Origin of the sequence: Lentilactobacillus kefiri (assembly GCF_007989105.1) — a bacterium.
Classification (GTDB): Bacteria; Bacillota; Bacilli; order Lactobacillales; family Lactobacillaceae; genus Lentilactobacillus; species Lentilactobacillus kefiri.
Genome location: NZ_BJVK01000011.1, coordinates 18,775 through 31,802, shown reverse-complemented (window position 1 = coordinate 31,802; position 13,028 = coordinate 18,775). Strand labels below are relative to the sequence as shown.

13 protein-coding genes are annotated in these 13,028 nt (G+C 41.4%); 3 read left to right on the top strand and 10 right to left on the bottom strand.

The window, feature by feature from the left end:
* Positions 1-66: 66 nt before the first annotated feature.
* From gltX to LKE01_RS05590, 4 genes are all read right to left on the bottom strand, one after another.
* Complete coding sequence (gene gltX, locus LKE01_RS05605) at positions 67-1,560, bottom strand: glutamate--tRNA ligase (RefSeq protein WP_056982933.1); 1,494 nt, start codon at positions 1,558-1,560, stop codon at positions 67-69.
* Between the two features lie 87 nt (positions 1,561-1,647).
* Positions 1,648-2,823, bottom strand: coding sequence for a PIN/TRAM domain-containing protein (locus LKE01_RS05600; RefSeq protein ID WP_056982931.1), 1,176 nt, complete (start codon positions 2,821-2,823; stop codon positions 1,648-1,650).
* Between the two features lie 23 nt (positions 2,824-2,846).
* Positions 2,847-4,220, bottom strand: a complete 1,374-nt coding sequence (gene radA, locus LKE01_RS05595; RefSeq protein WP_056982928.1) for a DNA repair protein RadA — start codon at positions 4,218-4,220, stop codon at positions 2,847-2,849.
* Between the two features lie 92 nt (positions 4,221-4,312).
* Positions 4,313-4,852: a dCTP deaminase/dUTPase family protein gene (locus tag LKE01_RS05590; protein ID WP_054769178.1), complete on the bottom strand. Its 540-nt coding sequence runs from the start codon at positions 4,850-4,852 to the stop codon at positions 4,313-4,315.
* Positions 4,853-4,996: 144 nt separating this feature from the next.
* On the opposite strand from LKE01_RS05590, the gene rpiA reads away from it, so the two are divergent.
* A complete protein-coding gene (gene rpiA, locus LKE01_RS05585) occupies positions 4,997-5,680 on the top strand; it encodes a ribose-5-phosphate isomerase RpiA (protein ID WP_056982926.1) in 684 nt (227 codons plus the stop codon).
* Positions 5,681-5,822: 142 nt separating this feature from the next.
* On the top strand, positions 5,823-7,157 hold the full coding sequence (locus tag LKE01_RS05580) for a C1 family peptidase (protein ID WP_056982924.1): 1,335 nt from the start codon (positions 5,823-5,825) through the stop codon (positions 7,155-7,157).
* A gap of 63 nt (positions 7,158-7,220) precedes the next feature.
* Here the strand turns inward: LKE01_RS05580 and LKE01_RS05575 are convergent, their stop codons facing one another.
* Together LKE01_RS05575 and LKE01_RS05570 are read right to left on the bottom strand one after the other, a co-directional pair.
* Positions 7,221-7,892 (bottom strand): 2,3-bisphosphoglycerate-dependent phosphoglycerate mutase, encoded by a 672-nt coding sequence (locus LKE01_RS05575; RefSeq protein WP_056982922.1) that lies wholly within the window; start codon positions 7,890-7,892, stop codon positions 7,221-7,223.
* A gap of 127 nt (positions 7,893-8,019) precedes the next feature.
* Positions 8,020-8,964, bottom strand: a complete 945-nt coding sequence (locus LKE01_RS05570; protein ID WP_056982921.1) for an AEC family transporter — start codon at positions 8,962-8,964, stop codon at positions 8,020-8,022.
* Between the two features lie 212 nt (positions 8,965-9,176).
* Here LKE01_RS05570 and LKE01_RS05565 point away from each other — a divergent pair, with 212 nt between their 5' ends.
* Entirely contained in the window at positions 9,177-10,268 is a 1,092-nt protein-coding gene (locus tag LKE01_RS05565; RefSeq protein WP_056982919.1) for an LCP family protein, read from the top strand.
* Between the two features lie 84 nt (positions 10,269-10,352).
* Here the strand turns inward: LKE01_RS05565 and LKE01_RS05560 are convergent, their stop codons facing one another.
* From LKE01_RS05560 to LKE01_RS05545, 4 genes are read right to left on the bottom strand one after another with little or no spacing between them, the layout of a single operon-like run.
* Complete coding sequence (locus tag LKE01_RS05560; RefSeq protein WP_056982917.1) at positions 10,353-11,204, bottom strand: PTS system mannose/fructose/sorbose family transporter subunit IID; 852 nt, start codon at positions 11,202-11,204, stop codon at positions 10,353-10,355.
* Positions 11,205-11,219: 15 nt separating this feature from the next.
* Positions 11,220-12,020 (bottom strand): mannose/fructose/sorbose family PTS transporter subunit IIC, encoded by an 801-nt coding sequence (locus tag LKE01_RS05555; protein WP_056982915.1) that lies wholly within the window; start codon positions 12,018-12,020, stop codon positions 11,220-11,222.
* An 18-nt stretch (positions 12,021-12,038) separates the two neighbouring features.
* Positions 12,039-12,542, bottom strand: coding sequence for a PTS sugar transporter subunit IIB (locus LKE01_RS05550; RefSeq protein WP_056982913.1), 504 nt, complete (start codon positions 12,540-12,542; stop codon positions 12,039-12,041).
* The gene (locus tag LKE01_RS05545) at positions 12,539-12,967 is read right to left on the bottom strand and encodes a PTS sugar transporter subunit IIA (protein ID WP_225364727.1); all 429 of its coding nucleotides are present in this window, start codon (positions 12,965-12,967) and stop codon (positions 12,539-12,541) included. The genes LKE01_RS05550 and LKE01_RS05545 overlap by 4 nt, the downstream gene beginning before the upstream one ends.
* Positions 12,968-13,028: the final 61 nt, after the last annotated feature.

Here is a 13,028-nt window from a genome sequence, read left to right as displayed (position 1 = left end):
ATCCATAATAAAAGGTCTCGCTGTAAATGCAACGAGACCAATCGAATCAATAATATTTTTTATAAATTAAGCTTTATCAATTTGGGCTAAAGTTTCTTTAATATGCTCAATTGCTTTTTGCTTACCAACAAGTTCAACGGACTCTGGTAATTCAGGACCGTGCATCTCATGGGTAACGGCAATTCTGATTGGCATCCATAATTGACGTCCCTTAATCTTGGTATCCTTTTGGATAGCCTTGATTGTCTTGAAGATCTCAACGGAATCAAAAATATCAAGTTTTTGAATTCTGGCAAGAAATTCTTTCAAAACGACGGGTGCAGTGTCATTGGAAATTTCTGCCAACGCATCACCATCAATTTGATCAGGTTCTTCGAAGAACACGGAAGCCATATCATTGATTTGAGCCATGTAGCTCATTTCACGCTTGTAAAGCATGATCAGCTGACGAGCCCACTCAATTGTCTTATTGTCTGGATTTTCAGGAATGTTGCCCCCTGCAATCAGTTGACGCAAAGCCAAATCAACGATGGTGCTGTCATCGGCCTTTTTAACGTACTGGTTGTTAATCCATTCCAACTTTTTAGAATCAAACTTGGCAGGAGATTTACTCAAACGAGTTTCATCGTACATCTTGATGAATTCTTTTTTATTAAAGATTTCATCTTCACCAACTGGTGACCAGCCCAACAACAAGATGAAGTTGAACATAGCATCGGGAAGGTAACCCAATTTACGATACTGTTCGATAAACTGAAGAACTGATTCGTCACGTTTACTTAACTTCTTACCGGTATCGGCACTGATAATCAGACTCATGTGGCCAAATTTTGGTGCTTTCCAGCCAAATGCTTCATAGATCATCAATTGCTTTGGGGTGTTGGCAACATGGTCGTCACCACGGAAGACATGACTGATTTTCATCAAATGGTCGTCACAAACAACGGCAAAGTTATAAGTTGGCATGCCATCACGTTTACGAATGACAAAGTCACCGCCAATGGTATCAGAGTTAAATGAAACCTTGCCCTTAACGATATCATCCCATGTGTAATCATGATTCTTGGGAACGCGGAAACGAATAACTGGTTTTAAGCCCTTGGCTTTTGCATCGGCAATTGCTTGAGCCTTTTCGTCTTCGGTCATTCCGGCGTACTCATATTCATAATGAGGCATTTCACCGCGTGCCTTTTGAGCATCACGATCGGCAGTTAACTGCTCCTCGGTCCGGTATGATTCATATGCTTTCCCCTCATCCATCAACTGCTGAATAAGTGGTGTATAAATATCTTTTCGTTCAGATTGACGATATGGACCATAATCACCGCCAACATCGGGACCTTCATCCCAGTCAAGACCGAGCCATTTCAAATTGTCAAGCTGACTCTTTTCACCGTCAGCAACGTTTCTCTTGGTATCGGTATCCTCGATCCGGATAATGAACTTACCCTTGTTATGACGGGCAAATAAATAGTTGAAAATGGCTGTACGTGCATTTCCGATATGCAGGTGACCTGTAGGACTTGGAGCATAACGAACTCGAATTGCATTGTTTGCCAATGTATAACGCCTCTTTCTAAAATTAATCAAAATTTTGTCAATATTTTAAGTGTACAATGAACGCTGCTAAAAATAAAGGGAGCAAAGCTACTTCTTGCTATTGGAGCTGTTTTTTCCGTTGCCATTATTCTTCCCCGAATCATTTTTATCGGTAATATTCTTGGTGGAATGCTCAGGACGGGCAAAAACCATCTTTCCGGCATCGGTTTGGATCGCGCTGGTAACAACCACATCAATGTGATCATTTAAGAAGTAACGACCGTCTTCAACAACAACCATTGTGCCGTCATCAAGGTAGGCAACACCCTGCTGCCGTTCAGTTCCGTTTTTGACAACCATGACGTTCAATTTCTGGCCGGGTAAAATCTTCTGACGAAGTGAATTGGCCAGAGCATTAATATTGAACACCTTAACGTTTTGGAACTGAATGACCTTGTTCAAGTTGAAATCATTGGTGATGATAACACCATCAACATCTTTGGCAAGTTGGATCAACTTACTATCAACTTCTGGAATGTCTTCATAATCCTTTTCGTAAATCTCAATTGGAATTAATTTTTCATTTTGAAGTTTGTTCAAAATATCCAAGCCACGACGGCCACGAACCCGTTTGACACTGTCACTGGAGTCGGCAATGTACTGAAGTTCATACAACACAAACTTTGGTACTAACAATGTCCCTTCAATAAACCCGGTTTTAACAACGTCGTAAATCCGACCGTCAATTAAAATATTGGTATCAAGAATTTTATAGTGGTGATAATTCTTATCAACGGGCTTATCAATAATCTTTTCATCTTTTTCTTTGGCATTCTCCGACTTTCGTCGAGATTGAAACATCTTTCGCCAACGATCGCTTTGAGTGTTTCCAATTCTGAATCCAAAATATCCCAATACCAACATCAAAATCGTTGGGATCATTGTATTCAAGAAGAATGTCTGAGTTCTAAAGAACACAATCGAGATCAAAATAGCAACCACTAAACCGACAATAAGTCCCAATGTTCCAAAGAACAACGATAACGGACTCTGCTTGGTTAAACGGGCTTCCATTCGATCAACGACTTTTAAGATATAGTTCCCTGTCAGCAACGAAATAAAATAAAAAATAATTGCACCCACAACTGCGTTTGTAGCAGTGTTGTTGAACAAGGTTCCATACCGGACCTGGAATAACAGCCAAATCAAAGGAAAATAACTGGCACCAATTGCAGCACCGGCTAACGTAAACACAATTCTAACAATTCTTTTTCTCTTCAACAATTTCGCCTTCTCTCATTTTTAGTTTATCCCAGTGCAAGCTTTAATGCTTGTGAAAGGGTTGAAACTCCCACCACATCGATACCTTTTGGTGGGTTCCATCCCTGAAGATTGTTGGCTGGCACCAACACGCGTTTAAAGCCCAATTTCTGTGCCTCGGCAACCCGTTGTTCAATCCTGGTGACCCGACGAATCTCACCGGTAAGCCCAAGTTCACCGACATAACACTCAGTTGGACTGGTACCCCGGTTTTTGTATGATGAAGCAATACTAACAGCGATTGCCAGATCAATTGCCGGTTCATCAAGCTTAACGCCGCCGGCAGCCTTTAAATAAGCATCCTGGTTTTGAAGCATCAATCCGGCACGCTTTTCCAAAACTGCCATAATCAATGATACCCGATTACGGTCAAGACCAGTAGCTGTTCGTTGGGCATTCCCGAATACAGAAGCCGTCACCAAAGCCTGAATTTCAACCAAAATTGGCCGGGTTCCTTCCATTGATACCACAATGGCAGATCCAGTCGCATCTTTAAGCCGTTCTTCCAAAAAGATTTCCGAAGGGTTCTTCACTTCGCGCAAGCCATCGGTCCGCATTTCAAACACACCCAATTCATTGGTTGAACCAAATCGATTCTTAACCGTTCGCAAGATTCGGTATGAGTGATGTAAATCACCTTCAAAATACAGGACAGTGTCCACCATGTGTTCCAAAATCTTTGGTCCGGCGATCGCGCCACCCTTGGTCACATGACCGACAACAAAGACCGTAATGCCCTGACCCTTGGCAATGTTCATCAGGTCAGCGGTTACTTCTCTGATCTGGGCAACCGATCCGGTAGCCGACTGCAATTCAGGAATCTGCATGGTTTGAACAGAATCAATGACCACCGCATCCGGCTTCATATCATTGATTGTATCCTTAATCACGTCCATATCGGTTTCCGGATAAACATAGAGGTTATCACTGTTGACACCCAGTCGATCGGCCCGCATCTTAATCTGCGAGGCACTTTCCTCTCCGGATACATATAATATGGTACCAGACTTGCTAAGCTGACCTGAAACCTGCAGCATCAACGTTGATTTTCCAATTCCAGGATCGCCACCGATTAAAATCAGTGATCCGGGAACAACCCCGCCGCCAAGAACTCGGTTGAGCTCTTCCATATCAGTCTTAAAACGAACGTCTTGGTGAAATTCAACTTTATTGATTGCTTCGGGTTTGTTGTCATGAATGCCATTTCGCCGCAAACTCTTTGTTGCCATGGTACTGTTTTTCGGTGCAACGGTTTCTTCAACGAGGGTGTTCCACTCATTACAGTTCGGACAGCGTCCCAAATACCTTGGGGAAATGTAGCCGCAGTTTTGACATACAAATTGAGTTTTAACTTTTGCCAACTAAATTCTCCTTTTACTTACACTATAAATATTCTAGCACTTTATGAATAAGCTTTGCCTGAATGACAATCGACTTTACATCATCTTATAAATTATTTGCCTGAAGAACCAAATCCACCATTCCGAGTCTGCTTTTTTTGCTGATCGTCCTGATCTGCCAATAAATATGGCATAAAGATTCCCTGAGCAATTCGTTCACCCTTTTTAATTGTGATATCGGAAATCCCAAAGTTCAAAATTTGAACGAAGATCTCGCCTTCGTTTCCTGAATTGTTGTAGTAATCCGAATCAATGACCCCGATCCCATTTGGAATGACAAGTCCCCTTTTTAGCGGATTACTGGATCGGTTGGCAATAATGAGAACCTCATCCGGCTGCATGTACGCTTTAATACCGGTTGGAATCAGAAAGGGTTTTAAAACTTTCTTCGCCTTGTCAATGGACGTTTCTGAGACATCCTTTTCATGTTTAACAGCCCACAGGACCTTCAAAAAATTTAATTTCCAAATTGAAGGAATCACAATTTCTTCAGCACTTTCAAAATCGTATCCGGCCGCATTGGTCGTTGTCCGGTACGGTAAAGTCAGTCCTTTTTCGGCATATTTCGTCACAATTTCAAATCCACGTTTCATTTAACTAGCTCCTTTTCGAGTTATATTCTATTATTGTAGTATAAACTAAGTTTTTATAGTTTGCACTGATTGACAAAAATGTTAAAATAACGCAGTATTGTAGTATAGTAAAACCTTTAAACAACTTTGAAATGAGGGACAATAATGACACATCAAGACGAATTGAAACAGTTGGCTGGCGAAGCCGCTGTTCAATTTATTGAAGACGGTATGGTAGTTGGGCTGGGCACTGGTTCAACCATGAAGTTTATGGTTAATGCACTCGGAGAACGGGTTAAAAAAGAACACCTTTCAATTGTTGGGGTGCCGACTTCTGAACGCACCAAAGAACAAGCCCACAGCTTGGGTATCCAAACTAAAGCAATCAATGAAATTGATCACATTGATTTGACAATTGATGGTGCCGATCAAATTGATCCCGATTACCAAGGCATCAAAGGTGGCGGTGGCGCCCAACTGTGGGAAAAAATTGTCGCAATCAATTCAACCAAAAACATCTGGATCGTTGACGAAACTAAAATGGCCGACGAACTGGGATCATTTCCTCTTCCACTTGAAGTCATCCCCTACGGCAGCAATCTTCTTTTCAGCCGATTAAAGAAAAAGGGTTATCACCCGGTTTTTCGGATGAATGGCGATAAATATTTCCTTACAGACTCAGACAACTACATCATCGACCTTCATTTGGGCCACATTAAGCACCCTCATGAATTGGCACTTGAATTAGATCAGATGACTGGAATCATTGAGCACGGTCTGTTCCTGGACTTGGTCAATACAATTATCGTGGGACATAAAGATGGGCCGGAAATTATTAAAGCCCGTTAATGAAATAAATCATCTTAACAGTTGGAACGGCATGTTGATGAACATTTGCCGCCAGCTGTTTTTATTTACCATTTTTTTGCTTCACTAGCCCTTTTTAATAAATGAGAGTAAAATAATATTCTATTAAGGAGAGTGATCATTTTTGACAGCAGAAATTAATTTAGATCAAATTAGTAAGTACCAAAAGAATCTTGACAATCGTAAAGATTCAAAAGTGATTGAACGTGCCGTTACCCACCAAGGCATTTTGGAGAGTAGTGAAGATTTTACCGCAGAAGGTAAAATGACCCCCGTTTTCTCAATTGATCTTTCAACCGGTAAAGTTGCCGATCAAAAGCAAAGTGGCCGCTGCTGGATGTTTGCCGCATTAAACACCATGCGGATTCACCTGATGAACACCTACAAGGTTCCCGACGACTTTGAGCTTTCTCAAAACTACACCAACTTCTGGGATAAATTTGAAAAATCAAATTATTTCTTGGAAAATGTTTTGAAAACTGCTGATCAGCCACTTGATTCACGAAAAGTTGCCTGGCTGATGGCTACCCCACAACAAGACGGTGGTCAATGGGACATGCTGTGTGCATTAATTGAAAAGTACGGAATCGTTCCTAAGTCAGCAATGCCTGAAACATTTAACAGCAGTCGTTCTGCTCAATTAAATAAATTTTTAAACTTAAAACTTCGTCATGACGCCGTTGCTTTGCGGGAATTAGTTGCCAATAAAGCTTCTGACGAAAAGATTGCCGAAACCAAAGACAGCATGATGAATGAAGTTTACCGCATGTTAACTTATGCACTCGGTGAACCTGCTACCAAATTTGATTTTGAATACCGTGACAAAGATAAGAACTATCATTTTGATGCCGGCATTACACCCCAAGAATTCTTCAAAAAATACGTCAACTTAAATCTTGAAGATTACGTATCATTGATTAATTCACCAACTGATGACAAGCCATTCAATAAAACCTACACAATTGAAATGTTGGGTAACGTTGTCAACGGCCGCCCCGTTAAACATTTAAACTTGGAAATGTCCGAACTTAAGAAGTTAGCCATCAAACAATTGCAAAATGGCGAATCCGTTTGGTTCGGTAGTGATGTTGGTCAAAGTTCAAATACTAAAAAAGGAATCATGGATACCAACTTATACGCACCTGACGAAATGTTTGACTCCGACCTGTCAATGTCAAAAGCTGAGCGCTTGGATTATGGCGAAAGCTTAATGACCCACGCAATGGTTATTACCGGTGTTGATTTGGTCAACGGTGAACCAACTAAATGGAAAGTTGAAAACAGCTGGGGAGAAAAAGTTGGTACCAAAGGCTACTTTGTTATGAGCGATGACTGGATGAATGAATTCGTCTATCAATTCGTTATTAACAAGAAATACCTTACCGATGCTCAACTTGAAGCCCAAAAGCAGGATCCGGTTGTCTTAAAGCCATGGGACCCAATGGGTGCTTTAGCTTAAATCAATCATTCATCCCATAAAAGATAAATACGACAAATCAGATTTTCTGATTTGTCGTATTTTTTATTCCATATAGTTTTTATCGATGATATTTAAGTGTTGATCAAAATCATATCTGATTGGCTTTCCGTTTGGTACCTCAACGTTTGGGATATCTTCATCGGAAATGTTCTCCAAGAACTTGATCAAGGCCCGCAGTGTGCTGCCATGAGCCACAATGAGCTGATTCTTGCCATCTAAGAGCCTTGGGGCAATGTGGTCAACCCAATATGGAATCAACCGCTCCTGGGCCATCTGGAGGCTCTCACCCAGTGGAATCTTGACACCATAGCGATCATATCGGGAATCCTCATCCCGTTTGGTCAAAAGCGGCGGAACCACCGTGAAGCTGCGCCGCCAGATTTTAAGTTGCTTGGCACCAACCTGTTCTTTAACCTTTAACTTGTTTTTACCGCGCAGACCACCATAGTGCCGCTCATTGAGTCGCCATGACTTGTGCTCGGGAATAAAGTTTTGGTTGATTTCGTCCAGAACAATATTTGTGGTAATGATTGCCCGCTTTAGAAAGGAAGTATGAACATCGTCAAATTGAATTTTTGACTTGGCAATGATTTTTCCAGCTGTATGGGCTTGATTGATCCCCTTTTCAGTTAATGAAACATCACTCCAACCGGTAAATATATTGTCACGATTAGCTTCACTTTCTCCGTGGCGCATGATTACTAATGTCGGCACGTTTACATCTTCTTTACTCAAATTAATTTGTTCACAAATATAATTTTAAAAAAGATGACCGAAGTCACCTTCTAATCTATCCAAATCTCTCATGGAACTTGTAAACAGACTCAGTTTAGCATTTCTTTTATAGCTTCTCAACTAAGACCATCAAAACAGGAATCATAATCAAGCTGAGTAAAGTTGTTTCGGCCACCATAATTGACGCGTATTCGGAATCAGCATGGTAAAGTCGCGAAACAACCGGGGCATTGGTCATGATCGGCATTGCCGACTGCATGATAAACACTTGCTTCATCAATACAGGAAGCGGTGTTGGAATCACCAATAGTGACATGATAATTGGCGCCAACATAAACCGACCAAACAAAATCAAGAAGTTGCTCCGATCAAAATGAATATTACTGAGATCAACGCTATTAATGGATATTCCAATAAAAATCATTGAAAGCGGAATAGTTAAATTTCCTATGTAATTGAAGTCCTGCATTAAAAAGTCAGGCAGCGTGACGTGCAGCAATACCAGAACAACCCCCACCATGAATCCTAAAAGTGGCGGTGAAAAAACTTTTTTTAAAGTTTGCTTCCAATTAAATGATGCCTCACCTTTACCGTCTTTTTGAATCAGGTAAACGCCCAGCGTCCAGAAGAACGTCGTATTGGCCATGTAATAGACCAACACAAATGGCAAACTGGATTTTCCAAACAACGCCATGTTGACAGGCAGCCCAACAAAAACCGTGTTTGAGTTGGAAAACATCGACATGAACAAGCCTGAATGCATCTTTGGAATCTTCGCAAACTTCACAACTAAAATGGATACAACATAAAGAAGCAGCATTGAGATGATTGGAAAAAACAAATCAGGAAGCGTCGTCAGCAGCTTCTTTGCGGTAAACTTTTCCATGATCGTGGAAATCATATACGCCGGCAACGCCACCTGAGTTACCAAACGGGCTATCATACTGGTCATTTTCCCATCAAACCAGTCATTTCTGGCCAATATAAAACCTAAGGCAATCATGATCAAAATGATCAAGACTCCGGAAACTGCGTTATAAAATACACCCATAAACATTCCTCAATTCTAAAAATCAATAACAATGAATTATTATAACACAATTAGAATCCACAGCTGACTATAATTTTTGGTATAATAGAACACGTTTGGAACAACTGATGTTACAATTATTAAATAATGTTTAAATAACCTCAGATTTCCGCAAACCGATGTGAATCTGCAATATACTTTTGTAAGAATTTTTTGTAAACGAGGAGTCATTTATGCCATCACATAAAGATAACAAAAACGAATTTGAACCTGTATATTCCCGAAGGGCTGATAAAAAGCCACACTATAAGCAAAAGAATCACCGCCGAAGAAGGATTATCGGCTGGAGCATTTTCTTTGTTCTGTTAGTCGCGCTTGGTGGTGGCCTGGTTTGGGGCTACGGTGCTTATAACAGTGCCAAGAATACTTTTAAAAAGACCTATGACTCCACCAACGTCTCAAAGGCACGAAACGTGTCGTCGGTTATTCAAAAGGGCAAGCCGCTTTCAATCCTGCTGCTTGGTACCGATACCGGTGCTTTGGGCCGACATGATACCGGTCGAACCGATACCATGATTGTCGCTTCAATCAACCCAAAGAAAAAAACCATTCATTTAACTAGTATTGCCCGGGATACCAAAGTGGTTGTTCCCGGCGACACTCAGCAATATGAGAAGATTAACGCCGCTTATACAATTGGCGGTGCCGGAACAGCTGTTAAAACTGTTCAAAACCTTCTCGACATCCCAATCGATTTCTATGCGATTATCAACATGGGTGGATTGGAAAAGATGGTTAATGCCGTCGGTGGTGTTGATGTTAAGCCACCATTGACGTTCCAGTACGGAGCAGCGAACGTTGTAAAAGGCAAGAAGGTTCATTTAAACGGCCGTGAAGCCTTGGACTATTCAAGAATGCGTGACGATGATCCACTTGGCGATTATGGTCGTCAGGTCCGTCAACGTCAGATCATCAAGAAACTTGTCATGAAAGGTTTAAACATCACTTCACTACCACGTTACAAATCAATCCTTTCATCATTATCAGGCAATATGAAGACGGATATGACATTTGACGATATGATTGCCGTTCGTGCCAAGTATGGCGATGCAACCCATCATATCAAGTCACAAACCCTTCAGGGTGAAAATGCCATGATCGATGGTCTCTCCTACCAAGTTGTGCCACAAAAGGAATTGTTAAGAGTTTCCAATGACATTCGATCATCACTTGGTTTAAGCAAATCATCCAAACTGCAAACGAGTCAAACAAATACGGATAATGGTCAGGGTGCAACTTCATCATCCAGTTATAACGGCTATTAATCTGAAAGACAGATATAAAATAATAAGGCGGGTTCAAAACGATTATGTTTTGAACCCGCCTTTTTTTATTTTAACTAGTTTTAACTATGCCAAGATTCCAGCAGAATATCCAAGGATTCCCAATATAAATAACCCGAGGATAATCCAAAGTGGTGACACCTGCTTTCGAATAAGCCAGACACAAATCAATGTCAGCACAACCGGTGCGAGGACATCAATGCTTGAATTTGCCAATTGACCAATCAGATGGCCACCTGACATTTGGCTGAACCAACCCGAAATCGAAACAAAGTCAACTTCAACCCATCTGGCAACAATCACACCCATCATGAAAACACCAAATATTGAGGTGGCATCCCCAACATTTTTAATAATGCCCGTATTGAATAGATTGATAATATTAGCGCCGTGATGATAACCGGCTGCCTGACAGAAATATCGAAAAACCAATCGTAATATGTTCCAAGCGATGAAAAATAGAATTGGTCCTAAAATCCCATAGCCACTTAATACCAAACTGGCAGCAAAAGCCGACAACACCGGCCGAATGGTTCCCAGCCAGATTGGATCGCCAAAGCCACCCATTGGGCCCATCATTGCTGTCTTAACGGCATTAATTGTATCATCGGAAATGTCAGCGCCGTTTGCGCGGTCTTCTTCCATGGATAAAACGACACCCGTAATCAATGATTGCATGATCGGCGACGTGTTAAAGAATTGCAGATGACGTTTCATTGCGGCTTTTCGCTGACTCGGATCTGGATATAACCGTTTAATTGCGGGCGCCATTATGTAAGCAAAGCCTAAATTTTGCATCCGCTCAAAGTTCCATGACCCCTGCTCCACACCTGACCGCCAAAATATTTTGAAAAAATCAGTTTTATGGAGGCGAATGGGCTTCTTTGACCCTATGTTTTCTTGTTGATTATGATTCATTTAACCCCACCCGCTTTATAAGTCATCAAGTTCTTTGTCAAAACTATCCATATCGTCATCACTGCCACTATCCCCAGACGCACCATGGCGCTTGTTTTTTAACCATACAAAGCCAATGGCGACTACCAAACCACATGCGGCCAGCACAAATAGGTTGATCTGCGTGAAAATGGCAATAACAAAACCAATGGCAAACCAAATCCACAACAATTTGCTGACCATCATATTAATCAAGTTAGCAAATCCAACTGCGGAAACCATGCCAACAGAAACGGCAATCCCGTTGGTAATCAGCATTGGTACCTGCTGCATCAGCTGATGAATGTATTGAGGTGAAATCAACATCACCAAAATGGTTGGAATCAGAACTCTCAGTCCTTGAATTCCCAAGCTGATTAAATGTAGTCGATCGACCCTTGAAATTTGGTTGTTTTGCGCAGCTTGGTCGGCATCATGAACCAATTTAACCGTCAATTTTCGAATCCAAATATTCAGCAGTTGACCAATGACCGCAAACGGGATTGCCAAGGCAATGCCATGTTTAATGCTTAGTGCAGCCGGTCCACAAACAAGCAGTGCTGAAATAACAGAAGGCAGAGCAATATCAGGAGCAACCGATGCCCCAATATTGATCCACCCAATTGTAATCATCTGCAAAGTTGCCCCCAGGATAATCCCTGCAGTGGCATTGCCGACTGCAATTCCCACAAGGGTACAAGCGATAATTGGCTGATAAACCTGCCATTCGTCAAGAATTCCATCCATTCCAACGACAAATGCTACCAGTAAAATTAAAATAATTGAAACGACACTCATGTATTTTCCCTCTACTTGTTAAAAACCCTTTTTATCTAACAGCGTTAAAAGGTCTTCCTTCTTTTCAGCTGGAATTTTTTGAGCACAAACATCTAGTTTAAAGTCGGTTGCCAACGTCCGGATCTGCTTGGCAATATCTTCATTCATTGAAATTGCGTCCGTCAGCATGGTCATACCGTCGGTATAAGCAATACTGCCAATGTTCACACCAATCTTTGAAAAATCAATCCCACCTTCAGCCAACTTCAACATGTCGCCAACCGTTTCAGTCAACAAAAGGGTATTAAAAGAATCGAACCGGGAATCAAAATATGCCCGAATCATTTTATTAATCGTCACAACATTTGCTTTGACACCAGGTGGTGCAACCTGTGTAATCAAGGTCTTGCGCAGTGGATCTTTGGCAACTGAATCAGAAACAACCATGATTCGGTTGGGCTTGACTGCCCGGGTCCAAAAAGTGGCAACCTGTCCGTGAAGCAGGCGGCTGTCAACCCTGGCAAGGCGAATATCCATTGTCATAACAAATCATCTCCTAAATCGTCATCATCTGCGGGAACTGTGAATTGGCGGATAGAATCACCGGCAATTTCATTAATTTTATTGACCAACTCGGTTAATGATGAGTTTCTTGCCATATAGGCTTCCAATAAAATCGGTAAGTTAACACCGGCAATCAATGCGGTTTTCTGAGGATCTTTAGCAACAACTTTTGCTGCAGCGTTGAATGGTGAACCACCCCATAGATCGGCCAGAATCAACGTTGGTGCGCTTTCAGGAAATTTGGACAACTCTGTGTCTACCTTAGCTGAAAGTGAATCTACGCCATCATTAGCAGCCAATGACACTGATGATACCTGCTGCTGCTTTCCGGCGATCATTTCTGCAGTTTGAATTAAGCTTTTCGAAAAGTCACCATGACTTACAACCAAAATTGAAATCATCATCTCACCTATTTTCTTAAAAATTCACGTAGCCTGTACTCCAAATATATCACAAAACACGGTT

Excerpts from the sequence above, each read along its gene's own strand:
- LKE01_RS05590 (WP_054769178.1), bottom strand. The coding sequence starts at position 4,852 with ATGAAACGTGGATTTGAAATTGTGACGAAATATGCCGAAAAAGGACTG.
- rpiA (WP_056982926.1), top strand. The coding sequence starts at position 4,997 with ATGACACATCAAGACGAATTGAAACAGTTGGCTGGCGAAGCCGCTGTT.
- LKE01_RS05570 (WP_056982921.1), bottom strand. The coding sequence starts at position 8,964 with ATGGGTGTATTTTATAACGCAGTTTCCGGAGTCTTGATCATTTTGATC.
- LKE01_RS05565 (WP_056982919.1), top strand. The coding sequence starts at position 9,177 with ATGCCATCACATAAAGATAACAAAAACGAATTTGAACCTGTATATTCC.
- LKE01_RS05560 (WP_056982917.1), bottom strand. The coding sequence starts at position 11,204 with ATGAATCATAATCAACAAGAAAACATAGGGTCAAAGAAGCCCATTCGC.
- LKE01_RS05555 (WP_056982915.1), bottom strand. The coding sequence starts at position 12,020 with ATGAGTGTCGTTTCAATTATTTTAATTTTACTGGTAGCATTTGTCGTT.
- LKE01_RS05550 (WP_056982913.1), bottom strand. The coding sequence starts at position 12,542 with ATGACAATGGATATTCGCCTTGCCAGGGTTGACAGCCGCCTGCTTCAC.
- LKE01_RS05545 (WP_225364727.1), bottom strand. The coding sequence starts at position 12,967 with ATGATGATTTCAATTTTGGTTGTAAGTCATGGTGACTTTTCGAAAAGC.